Genomic DNA, 15,780 nt, shown 5'->3' on the forward strand with positions numbered 1-15,780 from the left:
AAAACCATAACCAGCAGGTACTCACGTGAGATACATCAGTACGCGGGGAGAAGCACCCGCACTGGGCTTTGAAGACGTTTTGCTCACAGGCTTAGCCCCCGATGGCGGCCTTTATGTGCCGGAATCACTCCCGCACTTTAGTTTGGAAGAAATCCGAGGCTGGCGCGGGCTTCCATACACAGAGCTTGCGTTCAATATTATGTATCCGTTTGTGGAAGAGGCCATTCCAGAGGCTGATTTCCGGCAGATGCTTGATGACACCTACAGTGGCTTTGCCCATAAAGCGGTTGCTCCGTTGGTGCAGCTTGACGCAAACGAATGGGTGATGGAGCTATTCCGCGGGCCAACCTTGGCATTCAAGGATTTTGCCCTTCAGTTGCTAGGCCGCTTGCTGGATTATGTGCTTGAAAAGCGTCAGGAACACGCAGTAATTATGGGTGCGACTTCCGGGGATACCGGGTCTGCGGCTATTGAGGGCTGTCGCCGCTGCGAGCACGTGGATATCTTTATTCTGCATCCTTACGAGCGTGTATCGGAAGTACAGCGCCGCCAGATGACCACGGTGCAGGGTGACAATATTCACAATATTGCCATTAAAGGCAATTTTGATGACTGCCAACGCATGGTTAAAGAGAGCTTTGGCGACCAGTCGTTTCTGGGTGGTAAAGCCAAGCTGGCAGCAGTGAACTCTATTAACTGGGCCCGGATCATGGCTCAGATTGTTTACTACTTCCATGCTTCCCTAGCTCTCGGTGGCCCGGATCGCAGCATGGCATTTTCTGTGCCTACCGGTAATTTTGGAGATATCTTTGCCGGCTATCTGGCAAAGAAGATGGGGCTTCCCATATCGCAGTTGGTTATCGCCACCAACAAAAACGATATTCTCCATCGCTTCATGAGTGGCAACAAATACGAGCAACATAAACTTGAACACACCCTTTCGCCGAGTATGGACATTATGGTGTCCAGCAACTTTGAGCGTTTGCTGTTCGATCTTCACGGCCGTGATGGGCTTGCAGTTAAAGAACTGCTCGAAAACGCGGCTAAAGGCCCTGTTAGCATTGAAGATTACCGCTGGAAGAAGGCGCGTAAGCTGTTTGACAGTGCTGCCGTTGATGATAAGGCTACGTGTGACACCATCCGTGAAGTCTATCAGCAGAACGAATATCTGCTAGACCCCCACACCGCCATTGGCGTGCATGCTGCTAGGGCTTGTCGCCGTGATGATCAAATTCCGATGATCACCCTTGGCACCGCTCATCCTGCCAAGTTCCCTGATGCCATCGTTGAATCCGGGCTGACGGTTAAACCGGCACTTCCGGCTCACATGGCGGATCTGTTCGAGCGGGAGGAGCGATACACCGTGCTCGACAACGATAGAGCAGGGGTTCAGGCGTTTATCGCAAAGCACTGGAAGAATGCATAACCCTGTATGACACCCAAAAAGATCCTGCGTCGCCCCCGTCCGGAAAACTTTCCGGGTTGGGGGCAAGATCTGCCCCCTTTACTCCGCCGCCTCTATGCCGCTCGCGGTGTTACCTCCGATAGCCAATTGAGTTACACTCTCAAGCACCTGGCTTCGCCTTTTGAGTTGCGCGGCATCGACCGTGCGGTTGAACTTCTAGCAGGTGCCATTGCCCAGAACCAGCGTGTGCTTGTACTCGGTGATTTTGATGCTGACGGCGCAACCAGCACAGCAGTCGCCATGCTCGGGCTCTCCATGCTCGGATTGCAACGCATCGATTTTCGAGTGCCCAGCCGCTTTTCGGATGGTTATGGGCTGACCCCGGGGATTATTGAGCGACTGAAAGAAGAGGGTGAACTGCCGGATCTTTTGGTGACGGTGGATAACGGGATTTCAGCCATCGAGGGTGTACGCGCAGCGAAGGAGCTGGGTATCAAAGTGGTGGTTACGGACCACCACCTTGCTGGCGAAATGCTCCCAGATGCCGACGCGATTGTAAATCCCAATCAACCCGGTTGTGCCTTCCTGAGTAAAAATGCTGCTGGCGTGGGTGTTATGTTCTACGTGCTCACTGCTCTGCGCAAAAAACTAAGGGAAGCTGGCCTCTTGCCACAGCCAGAGCCCAACTTGGGTAACCTGTTGGATCTGGTTGCGTTGGGCACAGTCGCTGACGTAGTTCCGCTGGATCACAATAACCGCATTTTTGTCGAGCAGGGCTTGCGTCGCATCCGCCAAGGCGAAGCCCGCCCGGGTATTCTTGCTCTGCTTGAAGTGGCTGGCCGAGAGCATGGGAACATAAGCTCAACCGATCTCGGATTTGTGGTTGGCCCACGGCTCAACGCCGCTGGTCGGCTCGACGACATGAGTGTTGGCATAGCCTGCCTGCTGGCAGACAACCCGGACGAAGCCCGCAGACTTGCCCGTGAACTGGATACCTTCAACCGGGAAAGGCGCACCATCGAAAAAGACATGAAAACCCAGGCGCAGGATTTACTCGCCTCCATGTCTTTGGATCTGCAAGGGCTACCCTGGGGGCTGGCGCTGTTTGATCAGGATTGGCACCAAGGGGTCATTGGTATTCTTGCGGCCAGAATCCGCGAACAGACCCATAGACCCACCATCGCGTTTGCGCCAGATGAAAACGGTGTGGATATAAAAGGCTCAGCCCGATCCATTCCGGGACTTCATATCCGCGATGTGTTGGCGGTTGTGGATTCACGGTATCCAGGTGTGATGCATAAATACGGCGGCCACGCGATGGCGGCTGGAATGACCTTAGCCCGGAGTGACCTCGATACATTCTCGGATGCTTTCGATCAGGCTGTGCGGGATACTCTCACAGCCGCAGATCTTGAGGCGGCGATCACCACCGACGGCCCGCTAAGTTCGGATGAACTGTCGCTGGAAACGGCAGCACTGCTCAAGCGAGCGGGCCCTTGGGGGCAACATTTCCCGGAGCCTTTGTTCGATGGCGAGTTTCGGGTGGTCAGCCAGCGTATTGTGGGCGAAAACCACTTGAAGCTGGTTTTGCAGCCTGTGGATGGCAGCGGCATTATTGATGGCATAGCGTTCAACACCGGGCCGGAAGTTCCTGATTACACGCGCACTGGGGCTCGTGTGGTTTATAAGCCTGATGCCAACACATTTCGGGGGCGGACTAATCTACAGCTTTTGGTGGATTATCTGGAGCCGCTTTCCTAGCTGACCAGCGCTTGCACCAATGCTGAAGCTCGGTTTTCGCGGCTGATTTACCGCCAGAATTCGGGTAGAATCTCGCCACTGTTTTTCGCATCATTTTCCAACATTGAGTAATGGTCTTATGGAAGTTAATCCCATTGTGACGAAGATTAAAGAGCTTCGTGAGCGCACTGAGACGCTCAGGGGGTATCTTTGACTACGATCAGCGCAGTGAACGGCTGGTCGAAGTAGAACGAGAAATGGAAATGCCCACAGTGTGGGATGATCCCGAGCGCGCACAGGCGTTGGGCAAAGAACGCTCTGACCTTGATCTGATTGTTAGCACCATCGATAACCTCACAACCGGACTATCCGATGCAGAAAGCCTGCTCGAAATGGCTGTGGAGGAAGACGACGCAGATACAGTAACCGAAATCGAATCGGATCTTGAAACACTTGATGCCGAACTCGAAAAGCTCGAATTCCGCCGCATGTTTTCCGGCGAGATGGACCCCAATAACGCCTATCTTGAAATTCAGGCTGGGTCGGGCGGCACCGAGGCCCAGGATTGGGCGAATATGCTTCTGCGTATGTACCTGCGCTGGGCAGAGAGCCGAGGCTTTAAGACCGAAATTGTAGAACTGCAGGAAGGTGATGTAGCAGGCGTAAAAAGCGCCACTATTCACATTCAAGGTGAGTATGCGTTCGGCTGGTCGCGTACGGAAACCGGCGTTCACCGGTTGGTGCGTAAGTCGCCTTTCGACTCCGGCAACCGCCGCCACACATCCTTCTCGTCTGTGTTTGTATCACCGGAAGTGGATGACAGCTTCGAAATCGAAATCAACCCGGCAGATCTGCGGGTGGATGTTTATCGTGCCTCCGGTGCCGGTGGTCAGCACGTTAACCGGACAGAATCCGCAGTGCGTTTGACCCACAACCCAACCGGTATTGTTGTTGCCTGTCAGGCCGGTCGAAGCCAGCATCAGAACAAAGATCAAGCCATGAAGCAGCTTAAAGCCAAGCTTTATGAGCGTGAGATGCAAGAGCGTAACGCCGAGAAGCAAAAAGCTGAAGACGCAAAATCTGATATTGGATGGGGCAGCCAAATTCGTTCCTACGTGCTGGATGATGGCCGCATCAAGGATTTGCGTACCAAGGTTGAAACCAGCAACACCCAAGGGGTGTTGGATGGTGAAATCGACAAGTTTATTGAAGCCAGCCTGAAAATGGCGCTGTAACCAGCGCTATTGCCAAGCCAACCCGAGCACCTTTGATTTTCTAGTGAGCCAACATGACTGAACACACCAAGAATGCACCGCAAGAGGACAACAGGCTGATTGCTGAGCGCCGTGCCAAGCTGGCAGAGCTGCGCGAGAACGGCAACGCCTTTCCCAACGACTTCCGCCGAGATGCCACCGCCGCCGAACTGCAGGCGAAATACGGTGATAAGAGCAAGGAAGAGCTGGAGTCCATGGGCATAAAAGTTGCCGTGGCCGGTCGCATGATGCTTGATCGTAAAGCATTTAAAGTGATTCAGGACATGACTGGTCGCATGCAGATTTACGCTACCAAAGATGTGCAGAAAGACACCAAACACTGGGATCTGGGTGACATTGTGGGCGTGCGCGGCATGCTGACAAAATCCGGCAAGGGCGACCTGTATGTGACCATGGATGAGTACGTACTGCTCACTAAATCGCTGCGCCCGCTGCCGGAGAAGCACAAAGGCCTGACGGATACGGAATCGCGCTATCGCCATCGCTATGTTGACTTGATGGTTAACGAAGATAGCCGCAGGGTATTTCTTGCGCGCTCTAAGATCATTACCGCCATGCGTCAGTTTTTTGCTGATCGCGACTTCATGGAAGTGGAAACGCCCATGCTTCAAGTGATTCCCGGCGGAGCAACAGCACGGCCGTTCATGACCCATCACAACGCTCTAGGTATTGATATGTACCTGCGCATTGCACCTGAGCTGTACCTGAAGCGCTTGGTTGTGGGTGGTTTTGAGCGGGTGTTTGAGATTAACCGCAACTTCCGAAACGAAGGGCTCTCTACCCGTCATAACCCAGAATTCACCATGGTGGAGTTCTATCAGGCCTACGCTGATTACAATGACCTGATGGATTTGACCGAAGACATGCTGCGCACGATTGCGGAGCAAGTGTTGGGCACCACCACGGTAGTGAACACCCGTATTTTGGCCGACGGTACGGAAGAGTCGATTGAATACGACTTCGGCAAACCCTTCGAGCGCTTGACAGTGGTAGACGCCATTCTGCGCTACTGCCCCGATGTGACTGCTGAGCAGCTTGCGGATGAAGCTTCTGCCCGTCAGGTTGCCAAGGACTTGGGTATTCACGTCAAAAACGGTTGGGGTTTGGGCAAGATTCAAATCGAAATCTTCGAAGCGACTGCTGAGCATCGCCTGATGCAACCTACGTTCATAACCGAATATCCGAAAGAAGTATCGCCTCTTGCCCGTTGCAAAGACAGCAACCCGTTTGTGACGGAACGCTTCGAGTTCTTCGTAGGTGGTCGTGAAATTGCCAACGGCTTCTCCGAGCTTAACGATGCCGAAGACCAGGCTGAACGTTTTCAGGCGCAGGTAGCCGAGAAAGACGCCGGTGACGACGAGGCCATGTTCTACGACGAAGATTACGTGATGGCTCTGGAATACGGTTTGCCGCCGACTGCGGGTGAGGGTATAGGCATTGACCGCTTGGCCATGCTGTTGACCGACTCACCATCGATCCGCGACGTCATCCTGTTCCCGGCGATGCGCCCTGAGCACAAAGCCGAAAGCTCGAAAAGCGAGAGCACTGAAGACAAGGAGTAACCATGCACCCGGTTGAGACACTGGCAAACCATCTCAGGCCCGACCGGGGCTGGAAAGAACACCTCGCAGACGAATTCCGCCAGCCCTACATGCAGGCGCTGGCGGAATTTCTCGCTGCGGAAGAAAGCGCCGGAAAGATACTCTTCCCCGACAGTGAACATTGCTTTAATGCCCTCAACAGAACGCCTTTGGATCAGGTTCGTGTTGTTATCCTCGGCCAAGACCCCTACCACGGCCCCGGCCAGGCCCACGGCCTATGCTTCTCAGTAAGCCCCAGCGTTCCTACGCCGCCGTCCCTCGTTAACATATTCAAAGAGATCCAAAGCGATCTTGGAATATTGCCGCCAGATCACGGCTGCTTGCAGCCTTGGGCAGAGCAGGGTGTTTTACTGCTCAACAGTGTGCTCACCGTTGTTCAGGGTCAGGCTGGCGCCCATCAGGGAAAAGGCTGGGAGACGTTCACCGACCGAGTGATAGAGACGGTAAACCGCGAACGTGATGGCGTTGTTTTTCTGCTCTGGGGCAGCTATGCCAAAAAGAAGGGGCAGCACATCGACCGTAACCGCCATCTGGTCCTCGAAGGACCACATCCGTCACCACTCAGCGCCTATCGCGGATTCTTTGGTTGCAAGCATTTCTCCCGAGCTAATGAATGGCTCAGGAAACAGGGGCTCGATCCAATAAATTGGGAATTGCCGCCCAAAGCCGATTTGGACTGTTTGTGACCCAAACTCCGATGATGCGAGAGTAGTCGTGGGGGAACCTTCCCAAAACCGTGCGGAGCCATGGGTGAAGAGAGAAAGCTCTTCACGGGTTGGCCAAGGATGGCCAGCCCCGGATCCTCACTGCGACGCAGGAGCAATAAGCAGTGAGGAGCGGAGCCGAGCGTACACGGACGTATTCACAGCGTGTTTTGGAAAAGCTTCCCCTCACGACTACTCGCCAGCTACCATCAGTAGAAGAGCTACTGAAGCAAAGCCATAGCCGCTTCCATCTGGGCGTTCAGGTCTTCTTCTTCGCTCATATCAATATTCGGGTCAAGGCCAAGACGATCAAATGCTGAAATGGTAGACCAGTCCATTTGCGCCCAAGGGTGCTCAGTGCCAGCAACCAGTTGTAGGTTTGCCACCATAACCAAGTCAGCATAGTCGGCGGCTGGTACTTCCCTTTGGAAGTTCGAGAATTCTAGAGGAACATTCTGCAAATCCTTGGGGAAATCCCACTTCTTAAGAATGGCGACACCAATTTTAGGGTGCAACTCCTCAATGATGTTATCCAGCACAATGCTGCTGATCTGCAAGTCTTCGTCTTCCACGTAGCGCAAAATGGGCAGAACACCAATGAGGTGAACCAAACCAGCCAAAGTAGCTTGATCCGGCTTCAGTTTGATGTAGTGCTGGGCCAGTACGTGGCATACGCCCGCAACCTCAGTACTGGTTTGCCAAGTTGCGCGCAGACGCTTGTCGATCATTTCAGAGGTTGCCTGAAACATCTGCTGCATGGCCAGACCCATAGCCAAGTTGCTGGTGTAAGCCATGCCTAACCGACTTACCGCCATGTTCAAATTTTCTATGGCGCGGTTACCCCGAAACAAAGGGCTGTTGCACACACGAATAATACGAGCAGAAAGCGCCGTATCGTTGCTAATCACCTTAACGAGGTCGCCAATTGCAGAGTCTTCTGACTCTGCTATCTCACGCACTTGAAGTGCAGCTTCCGGTAGGGTGGGGAGTAGCAGCTTGTCGTTTTCGATTGCGGCTGTGAGGTCAGCTTTGATGGTTTCAGCAATATTCGACATGGTTCTGTAAGGATCCGCTTGTCAGTTCGAGATGCCCGATGTGTTATTCATCGGGCCCTTCGAAGATCAGAATTGTAAACCCTATTTATAGCAAACTCTCGCGAGTTTTCCTGTCAACTTATGTATCCTTTAGTTCGGTATCCTCACGTTCGCTCACGGTGTAGGGCAGGGGCTTTTGCTCCAGCAAAGGCACTGATAGACCGTTCGCAGTGAGTTCGCCGTTAGCGGCATCGTGTCTGATCACCGCAAGTAATTCGCAAGAACCATCATTGAAGCCGACCGCATTAACCACCTCGCCCACTGAACGTTCGCCCGCCATAATGGAGGTGCCCGGTGCAGGAATGGAGTCGGTTTTTGCGGCACTAAATCGAAATAGGCTTTTTTTGAGTTGCCCGAGAAAGTGCATTCGAGCGATGACTTCTTGGCCGGTGTAACAGCCTTTCTTGAAATGCATGCCACCAAGATGTTGCCAATTGAGCATTTGCGGCACATAGGATTCGCTGGTAGTCGTGCTCAACATTGGAACTCCGGCGGCAATTTCAGAAGCTTGCCAATCGGCTAGGGTTTTCTGGGGGATGCTCTCTAGACCAACATCGTTTGCACTGATTTGCCAGAGTTCAAAACGCGGCAGCCCCTCAGCTGTACTTTCTGTCCGAATTAAAAACCCTGAGTTCAGCTCCAGAGTATCTCCAGAGGACGCCAGGGTGCTTAGATTATCTCCAGCAAGGCTCGATGCAGCCTCATTGCCTAGCAGCCCAATGATTTGTGCCTCTGTTTGCAGTTCCATAGAGGTGCCACGAAAGAGCATCAAGTATTTGCGCAAGTGGCTCATGATGGATTCTGCCAGCTCGGAGGGCAGGTCCATTAGAATGTCCTCACCATCGCGGACTAAACGCGTCAGGCAGTAGGCCCGTCCTTTAGGTGTGGCACCTGCGGCACGAGGTGATTTGCCGGTTTTTACGTCGTCAAGATTTTGGCTCAGCTGGCCTTGCAGAAATTTATCTACTCCTGGTCCGGAGATGCGAACCAGAACGCGATTGGTTAGGACAGCGCGACCGGAAGCTGGGGGTGGAAACTCCGCGGATGTGTAGACAGCCGGGGCTGAAACAGGTGCTTCTGTACCAGTCATTGGAGAACTCCGGGCAAAATGTTATTTAGAGGGTTGCTGAGCGCGTCCGAGTCGGAGCCACATTCTCAGGCGACGAAACTGATCTTCGGGTAGGTTACCAGCAATCCGTGTGGCGGAGAGTAACACTACCGAGTATGCAGTATATTTGGAGGCGACAGGCTTGAGTTTCAAGAGCGCAATCTTGGAGTTCATGCGGCTCGAAGGGCAAGCGCTCACCGCGAGAACTTGCCCATTGCCGAGGCGTGCGTAGAGGGTGTTTTGATTCTGGCTCAAGCCCACAACCGCCGATGCCCCAACCAAAAGCCCGTTTATTCGGTATTGGAATAGAGCGCCCGCTAGAGTTAGTGGCACCAGCCCGTACATCCAGTTTTTTCCTGCAGCGCCGGCAATCAATAAGAAAATGCTTACAGCCAGCCATGGTGCGGCAGCTAGGCAGCCAACAGCACCACAGCGTGTTAGCTTCAGATCAATCTGGCTGGACACGGGTAAGAATAATATCAACGATGCGCTGAAGATCGGCATCTTCTGGGCGGCTGCGCTGCATAAACCACTCGAAGATATCGGTGTCTTCACAGGTTAGAAGTTTCTCGTAGCGCGCCTGATCCCCCGCATCCAAATCAAGATAGGCTTCTTCTAGAAATGGGATCAGTAGGACGTCCAACTCCAGCATGCCACGACGGCTGTGCCACCAGAGGCGTTTGAACTCTGGGTTTTCTGAAGAACGGAGGGTGTCTTGCATAGTTGCTCTCTTGGTCATCCCTTTACGGCGAAGGGGTTCTGTAGGTCGTTGGTATCAGTACGGTATCACGGGCTTCGTGTAGTAGTCCCGGATAATCCAGTGTGTAGTGCAGGCCGCGGCTTTCTTTTCGCTGCAATGCTGAACAGATAATTAAGTCAGATACTGTGACCAAGTTTCTCAACTCCAACAGGTCGTTGGTTACTCGGTAGTTGCTGTAAAATTCGCTGATTTCGGCGGACAGTAGATCAACCCGGTGCTTCGCCCGTTGAAGGCGCTTGGTAGTGCGCACAATGCCCACGTAATCCCACATAAAATGACGCAGTTCGTCCCAGTTGTGGGAGATCACAACGTCTTCGTCGGAATCTCGAACCTGGCTTTCGTCCCATGCCGGTGCATCTGGCGGAGGTGGAATGTCTGCTTCCCTTCGCGTTATATCGGCGGCAGCGGCTCGGCCATATACCAGGCATTCCAGTAACGAATTGCTAGCCATTCGGTTGGCGCCATGAAGCCCGGTAAATCCTGCTTCCCCGACCACGTAAAGTTGGTTGATATCGGTTCGTGCGCGCTCATCGCTGACAATGCCGCCACAGGTATAGTGCGCGGCTGGAACCACTGGAATAGGCTCGCGGGTAATGTCGATGCCAAATTCCAGACATTTCTCGTAAATAGTGGGAAAATGATGCCGGATGAAGTCGGCCGGTTTGTGGCTTATATCAAGATACAGGTGGTCGGCACCCAACCGTTTCATTTCATGGTCGATGGCTCTGGCCACTATATCCCGAGGTGCCAGCTCTCCACGCTTATCAAAACGATCCATGAAGCGAGAGCCATCTGGCAGTTTCAGTAGCCCACCTTCGCCTCGAACGGCTTCGGTTATCAGGAACGACTTTGCATGGGGGTGGTACAGACAGGTTGGGTGGAACTGGTTAAATTCCATGTTGGCCACGCGACAGCCCGCACGCCAGGCCATAGCGATGCCATCTCCAGAGGCGCCGTCTGGATTGGTGGTATACCGGTACGCCTTGGATGCACCGCCGGTTGCGATAACAGTGAAACGCGCTCTAAAAAGCTCCACATGGTTATCTTCAAGGTTCAGTATGTAGGCGCCAACGCAGCGGTTGCCCGGTAAAGCCAGTTTACGGTTGGTGATCAAATCTACTGCAACGCGCCCTGATCTGAGTTCAATGTTTGGTCTGGCTTGCGCTTGGGCGGTGAGTGTTGTGGATACGGCGTACCCGGTGGCATCGGCAGCGTGGATAATGCGTCTATGGCTGTGGCCGCCTTCACGGGTAAGGTGGAGCTGGGCGTCTGTGTCCCGGGTAAAGTCAACACCCGTTCCGATAAGCCATTCAATGCTTTCTTTGCTGTTCTCTACCGTAAAGCGCACGGCCTCTTCATTGCAAAGCCCGCCACCTGCCGCAAGTGTATCTTGCACATGGTTTTCGGTAGAGTCTTGGTCGTCCAGAACGGCGGCGATGCCACCCTGAGCCCAGAGTGTTGCGCCGCTGCTAATGTCGGCTTTGCTTACAACACATATTTTTAAATGCTCTGGCAGGTTCAGTGCAACGGTTAAGCCGGCAGCTCCGCTACCAATAATAAGCACGTCGTATTCATAAGGCTGTGGCATCGGGTCGTTATCGCAGGCCATAATGTGGGTGTGTATTGAACTAAACTTTACGCTTGCTGTCTATTTGGCCTGATGGATGACTGGCCTTTAATGGCTGGGTCGTCGTTTTCTAATCACGGGCGCCGGACAGTGAATATGAACCATCAGAAACTCGTATCGGCCGGTAAACTGGCCACCAAACCGGAGCTTACCGGCATAGCGTCCATGGCACCCGATAACGAACCAAAGCAGGCAGATCAGCCAGACAGCCAAACCGATCTTCAACTCGTTCGCAAAGTCCGGAACGGTGATCGCGCAGCGTTTGATCTCTTGGTTGTGAAATACCAGTCAAGGGTGGCTTCAATTATCAGCCGTTATGTCTACGACAGTCAGGAAGTCATGGACCTTACTCAAGAGGCGTTCATCAAGGCATATCGTGCCATTGACCGCTTTCGTGGTGATAGTGCTTTTTATACTTGGTTGTATCGGATTGCAGTGAACACCGCAAAAAACCATCTTGAGTCCCGCAGCCGAAGGCCTCAGGGCAGTGCGGATTCTGCTGAAGCAGAGAACTTTGACGGCGGGCGGCGACTACGCGATGTCGCCTCGCCAGAGCGTTTGCTGCAACGTGACCAGTTGCAGAAGGAGCTTAGCAATGCAATTGCCAACTTGCCGGAAGAGCTGCGCTCTGCCTTCCTCCTGCGGGAGTACGACGGCCTCAGTTATGAGGACATAGCGCGGATTCTTGAATGCCCCATCGGTACCGTGCGTTCGCGTATTTTTCGGGCCAGAGATGCAGTTGATAAGCATCTGGGGCCTCTGCTCAATCATTCGGTGACGTAATTGAAGGTGCATCCTATGGATGATCGTCTCAGAGAAACATTGTCTGCCATGATGGATGATGAGGCCGACGAACTTTCGGTTCGGCGTTTGTTATCCCATGAAAACCAAGCAGATGTGTGTGCCCAATGGCAGCGGTGGCAAGGTGTGCATGATTTGATGCATCGAGGCCACTCTCCGGCGGAGGGTTTCGATGTAAGCGCTGCTGTGCGTGAAGAGCTGGATGGCCGGGCAAAATCGCAAACGCCTGCGGTTTCCCGGTATCGCGAGTCGCGACGGCCGTGGCAATGGCCCGCGGCGGTTGCAATGGTTGCGGCCGCGTTGCTAGTTGGCTTCGGCGCTGGCACAGGTTGGGACTCCGGTGCAGCATCGCCTGCAGGTGCTATAGCATCGAACTCCGTAACGGTAACGCCTGTGAATGAAAACGTAGGCGAGGTTGCCCCGGTTCAGGAAGTTACTTTACAGGGGCTTGATGAGAAACAGTGGGAACACATGAGCCGCTACCTGCTGGAGCATGCCCAACATAATAGTGTGGGTGCCGGACAGGGTTCGGTGGGCTATGCCCGCCTTGTTAGTGCAAGCGGCGGCTACTGACTGTAAGTAATGAAGGTGTCCATGAGCAAAGCTCGTTATTTTGGCCGGAGCCCTACCGATTTGACGTTAAGCGGGTTTTTGGCGCTTTTGTTGGCGATGTTTATGCCAGCACATGTAGCTGCTGTTGAGAAAACAGCAGCCGACTGGCTTGAACAATTGGGGCCTGCCCTCAATATGACCTCTTACCGAGGTGTATTCGTATACGCTCGCGGGGCCAGTGTTCATTCTATGCAGATTGCGCATCGCTATCACAATGGCATTGTTGAGGAGCGGTTGGTAATGCAAGATGGCGGCAGTGGCGAGATAGTACGCCGGGGCATGAATGTAGTCTGCGTGCTCCCTGAGCAGGGCAAGGTGCATCTTGAGCAAATTATTCCATCGGGGCCATTTGCGGAAGCTTTCACCAGCAAGCTGGTTCCGGTTAGCCGTTGGTACAGTGCGGAATTAAAGGGTGAAGACCGAATTGCAGGGTATGAGGTGGTTACCATCGGGTTAACTGCCAAAGACCGGCATAGATACAGTCACAATCTATGGCTGGAAAAATCTACCGGGCTTTTGGTAAAAAGCCATGTGCGCACAGCAGGCGGTGAGGTACTCGAGCACTTCCAGTTCACCAGTCTGGAGATTACCGACGATATTCCAGACAGTGAGTTACAGATTCGCACCGAGGGCCGCGAAATTTCCCGTACTTTGGGTGGTAAAGACTCAGGGGAAGAGTATTCGAAAATGCCGCGCATGCACGGGTGGCATCTTGGTTGGCGGCCGGAAGGATTTGAGCCGGCTGCCGCACCGAGATCCGGAAAAGGACAGGCGGTAGCATTTTCGGATGGGCTGGCGGCGTTTTCGGTGTTTGTTGAGCCAGCCGGTAAAGTTACTATGCCCACGGGAGCTTCGCGCATAGGGGCTACAACCATTTATATGCGACAGCTGGAGAGCGGCGATAGAGCGTTTCTGGTAACCGTGGTGGGCGAATTGCCTCCTGCTTCAGCGCGTCAGGTGGCCGAGTCTGTTCGAATTGATGAAGCTTTTGTACTGGGTGCCAGAGAACCGTGATTACCGAAACTGGAAAAGTTGTGGCCGTTACAGGTGGGCATGCTTGGGTCCAGACCATCCGCACCAGTGCATGCCAGAGCTGTTCGGCACGCAACGGGTGCGGGCAGAAAGTTTTGGCGTCAGCCACCGGCGGGCGCGCCAATCAGGTTCGGGTTGTTAATTCCGTAAACGCCTGCGTGGGTGAAGACGTAACTCTTGGTATTGATGAAAGCGCACTCCTCGGTGCGTCACTGCTAGTGTATGCGCTCCCGTTACTGCTCATGGTGGTGGCCAGCATGGTTGGTCACCAACTTTCCGGTGGCAGCGATGCTTTTGCTATGGCTGGCGCTGCTGTCGGGCTTGCATCAGGCTTTTTAATCAGCCGAAAATTACAACGCCGGAATGCCGGCAGCTATGAACCCAGACTGCTTCGGGTTAACCGTATCCCGGCCGGAGTGGTTTCCCATTCAGACTCGCTAACATGACTAACAGGGGATCCTGATATGCTGAGAATAGCACCAGCAATGACCCGGTTTTCCCCGGCATCACTCACTCAGAGGGTGCCGGCTTCTGTGCTGATGATGCTACTTGCGATTTTACTTTTGGTTTGGACTCAGACAAGTTTGGCGCGGGGCCTGCCAGACTTTACTGGGCTGGTTGAAGAAAATGCAGATGCAGTAGTCAATATAAGTACCACTAGTGCAGCATCAGCTGGGAATACACGCTTCCACGGTTTGCCTTTTGATGAGCGACAGCTCGACCAGCTGCCAGAGTTTTTTCAAGAATTCTTTCGTGGGCCTCAATCGCCTTTTGGCGGAGCACCGGGAAGTTCTCAGCCCCGCCGCTCTATGGGTTCGGGGTTCATTGTGTCAGCTGATGGTTACGTGCTGACGAATAACCATGTGGTTGAAGGTGCCGACGAGATTATCGTTCGGCTCAACGATCGACGTGAGTTGCCCGCCACGCTGGTTGGTACAGACCCTCGCTCAGATATGGCTGTACTGAAATTGGATAATGGCGATGATTTGCCTGTCGTTAAAACAGGGCGCTCCAAAGATCTCAAAGTGGGTGAGTGGGTATTCGCCATTGGTTCTCCGTTTGGTTTTGATTACACGGTTACCGCGGGTATTGTCAGTGCCTTGGGGCGGTCACTCCCATCAGAAAACTATGTACCCTTCATCCAGACAGACGTAGCCATCAACCCTGGTAACTCCGGCGGTCCGCTGTTTAATCTGGACGGTGAAGTTATTGGTATTAACTCCCAGATCTACACCCGCTCTGGCGGCTTCATGGGTGTCTCGTTTGCCATTCCTATTGATGACGCCATGAGCGTATTTCGCCAGATTCGTGATAAAGGTTCAGTTTCCCGAGGTTGGCTGGGTGTGCTGATTCAAGAGGTGAATCGGGATTTGGCTGAGTCGTTTGGCCTTATGCGCCCAAGGGGTGCGTTGATCGCAGAAGTGATGGACGGCTCGCCAGCTCAGGCAGGCGGATTGCAGTCTGGAGATATTGTTCTTGAGTACGATGGTGAAGACATTCACTTGTCGTCAGATCTTCCGCCAATGGTTGGTCGCACGCCAGTAGGCGAGTCCGCTCGCTTGACCGTTCTTCGCAGTGGAAAAGAGATTACGCTGGATGTGGAAATCGGCCAACTGCCGGATGAGCGCGGGTCGCAACAAGCGGCACCCTCGAGTGATAACTCGTCTACAGCGCCTCTTGGGCTTACCGTTGAGCCATTGGCCCCGGATTTGGCCGATTCCATCGGAGTATCCGGCGGTGTTGTAGTGACCGGCGTTGGCAGGGGGCCAGCTTACAATGCGGGCATTCGTGCGAGAGACGTTATCACCGAAATTAACAGGAAGGCCGTATCCTCAGTCGAGGACTTCCGAAAAGTTGTCAGAAGCTTGCCGGAAGGGCGGGCGGTCTCCGTTCGCGTAGTGCGTCAGGGGCGTGCAATTTATTTGGTAATGAAGCCCTAATAGCGTTATCCGATAACCCGCTGGCGATAGTAAAAAAGCCTTCAGGCCTGATGTTAAAAACGACAGGTCTGGAGGCTTTTGT

15 protein-coding genes are annotated in these 15,780 nt (G+C 53.6%); 10 read left to right on the forward strand and 5 right to left on the reverse strand.

The window, feature by feature from the left end; genetic code table 11:
- The first annotated feature begins 25 nt into the window (after positions 1-25).
- The 5 genes from thrC to ung all read left to right on the forward strand — a co-directional run bounded on the left by thrC (position 26) and on the right by ung (position 6,706).
- A complete protein-coding gene (gene thrC, locus MWU62_RS06900; protein WP_247114167.1) occupies positions 26-1,426 on the forward strand; it encodes a threonine synthase in 1,401 nt (466 codons plus the stop codon).
- Between the two features lie 6 nt (positions 1,427-1,432).
- Positions 1,433-3,166: a single-stranded-DNA-specific exonuclease RecJ gene (gene recJ, locus MWU62_RS06905; RefSeq protein ID WP_247114168.1), complete on the forward strand. Its 1,734-nt coding sequence runs from the start codon at positions 1,433-1,435 to the stop codon at positions 3,164-3,166.
- A gap of 118 nt (positions 3,167-3,284) precedes the next feature.
- Positions 3,285-4,380 (forward strand): peptide chain release factor 2 gene (gene prfB, locus MWU62_RS06910; RefSeq protein ID WP_247114169.1). Its coding sequence is split into 2 segments (ribosomal slippage): positions 3,285-3,356 and positions 3,358-4,380, totalling 1,095 coding nucleotides; the frame shifts between segments, so codons are not numbered across the junction.
- 53 nt (positions 4,381-4,433) lie between these two features.
- The gene (lysS, locus tag MWU62_RS06915) at positions 4,434-5,981 is read left to right on the forward strand and encodes a lysine--tRNA ligase (protein ID WP_247114170.1); all 1,548 of its coding nucleotides are present in this window, start codon (positions 4,434-4,436) and stop codon (positions 5,979-5,981) included.
- Between the two features lie 2 nt (positions 5,982-5,983).
- On the forward strand, positions 5,984-6,706 hold the full coding sequence (ung, locus tag MWU62_RS06920) for a uracil-DNA glycosylase (protein WP_247114171.1): 723 nt from the start codon (positions 5,984-5,986) through the stop codon (positions 6,704-6,706).
- 239 nt (positions 6,707-6,945) lie between these two features.
- On the opposite strand, the gene MWU62_RS06925 is transcribed toward ung, so the two are convergent.
- The 5 genes from MWU62_RS06925 to nadB form a co-directional block, all read right to left on the reverse strand.
- Entirely contained in the window at positions 6,946-7,779 is an 834-nt protein-coding gene (locus MWU62_RS06925) for an HDOD domain-containing protein (RefSeq protein ID WP_247114172.1), read from the reverse strand.
- A 118-nt stretch (positions 7,780-7,897) separates the two neighbouring features.
- Entirely contained in the window at positions 7,898-8,908 is a 1,011-nt protein-coding gene (locus MWU62_RS06930) for a folate-binding protein (protein ID WP_247114173.1), read from the reverse strand.
- 21 nt (positions 8,909-8,929) lie between these two features.
- Positions 8,930-9,391, reverse strand: coding sequence for a hypothetical protein (locus tag MWU62_RS06935; RefSeq protein WP_247114174.1), 462 nt, complete (start codon positions 9,389-9,391; stop codon positions 8,930-8,932).
- Positions 9,375-9,647, reverse strand: coding sequence for a succinate dehydrogenase assembly factor 2 (locus tag MWU62_RS06940; RefSeq protein ID WP_247114175.1), 273 nt, complete (start codon positions 9,645-9,647; stop codon positions 9,375-9,377). The genes MWU62_RS06935 and MWU62_RS06940 overlap by 17 nt, the downstream gene beginning before the upstream one ends.
- A gap of 22 nt (positions 9,648-9,669) precedes the next feature.
- Entirely contained in the window at positions 9,670-11,274 is a 1,605-nt protein-coding gene (nadB, locus tag MWU62_RS06945) for an L-aspartate oxidase (protein ID WP_247114176.1), read from the reverse strand.
- A gap of 204 nt (positions 11,275-11,478) precedes the next feature.
- Between nadB and rpoE the strand changes: the two genes are divergently transcribed.
- The 5 genes from rpoE to MWU62_RS06970 all read left to right on the forward strand — a co-directional run bounded on the left by rpoE (position 11,479) and on the right by MWU62_RS06970 (position 15,698).
- Positions 11,479-12,096, forward strand: a complete 618-nt coding sequence (gene rpoE, locus MWU62_RS06950) for an RNA polymerase sigma factor RpoE (protein ID WP_247114452.1) — start codon at positions 11,479-11,481, stop codon at positions 12,094-12,096.
- Positions 12,097-12,111: 15 nt separating this feature from the next.
- A complete protein-coding gene (locus MWU62_RS06955; protein ID WP_247114177.1) occupies positions 12,112-12,687 on the forward strand; it encodes an RseA family anti-sigma factor in 576 nt (191 codons plus the stop codon).
- Positions 12,688-12,708: 21 nt separating this feature from the next.
- A complete protein-coding gene (locus tag MWU62_RS06960; RefSeq protein ID WP_247114178.1) occupies positions 12,709-13,740 on the forward strand; it encodes a MucB/RseB C-terminal domain-containing protein in 1,032 nt (343 codons plus the stop codon).
- Positions 13,737-14,204 carry a SoxR reducing system RseC family protein gene (locus MWU62_RS06965; RefSeq protein ID WP_247114179.1) on the forward strand — a complete coding sequence of 156 codons (468 nt, stop codon included), beginning with the start codon at positions 13,737-13,739 and terminating at the stop codon, positions 14,202-14,204. Before MWU62_RS06960 ends, MWU62_RS06965 begins: the two co-directional genes overlap by 4 nt.
- A 93-nt stretch (positions 14,205-14,297) precedes the next feature.
- Positions 14,298-15,698, forward strand: a complete 1,401-nt coding sequence (locus MWU62_RS06970; RefSeq protein ID WP_247114453.1) for a DegQ family serine endoprotease — start codon at positions 14,298-14,300, stop codon at positions 15,696-15,698.
- Positions 15,699-15,780: the final 82 nt, after the last annotated feature.

The organism is Marinobacter sp. S6332 (assembly GCF_023016045.1).
Classification (GTDB): domain Bacteria; phylum Pseudomonadota; class Gammaproteobacteria; order Pseudomonadales; family Oleiphilaceae; genus Marinobacter.

What these genes read in the sequence shown, in the direction of transcription:
- MWU62_RS06930 (WP_247114173.1), bottom strand. Translation starts at nt 8,908, where the DNA reads ATGACTGGTACAGAAGCACCTGTTTCAGCCCCGGCTGTCTACACATCC.
- nadB (WP_247114176.1), bottom strand. Translation starts at nt 11,274, where the DNA reads ATGCCACAGCCTTATGAATACGACGTGCTTATTATTGGTAGCGGAGCT.
- MWU62_RS06925 (WP_247114172.1), bottom strand. Translation starts at nt 7,779, where the DNA reads ATGTCGAATATTGCTGAAACCATCAAAGCTGACCTCACAGCCGCAATC.
- lysS (WP_247114170.1), top strand. Translation starts at nt 4,434, where the DNA reads ATGACTGAACACACCAAGAATGCACCGCAAGAGGACAACAGGCTGATT.
- recJ (WP_247114168.1), top strand. Translation starts at nt 1,433, where the DNA reads ATGACACCCAAAAAGATCCTGCGTCGCCCCCGTCCGGAAAACTTTCCG.
- MWU62_RS06940 (WP_247114175.1), bottom strand. Translation starts at nt 9,647, where the DNA reads ATGCAAGACACCCTCCGTTCTTCAGAAAACCCAGAGTTCAAACGCCTC.
- rpoE (WP_247114452.1), top strand. Translation starts at nt 11,479, where the DNA reads ATGGCACCCGATAACGAACCAAAGCAGGCAGATCAGCCAGACAGCCAA.
- MWU62_RS06970 (WP_247114453.1), top strand. Translation starts at nt 14,298, where the DNA reads ATGATGCTACTTGCGATTTTACTTTTGGTTTGGACTCAGACAAGTTTG.
- ung (WP_247114171.1), top strand. Translation starts at nt 5,984, where the DNA reads ATGCACCCGGTTGAGACACTGGCAAACCATCTCAGGCCCGACCGGGGC.
- MWU62_RS06955 (WP_247114177.1), top strand. Translation starts at nt 12,112, where the DNA reads ATGGATGATCGTCTCAGAGAAACATTGTCTGCCATGATGGATGATGAG.
- MWU62_RS06960 (WP_247114178.1), top strand. Translation starts at nt 12,709, where the DNA reads ATGAGCAAAGCTCGTTATTTTGGCCGGAGCCCTACCGATTTGACGTTA.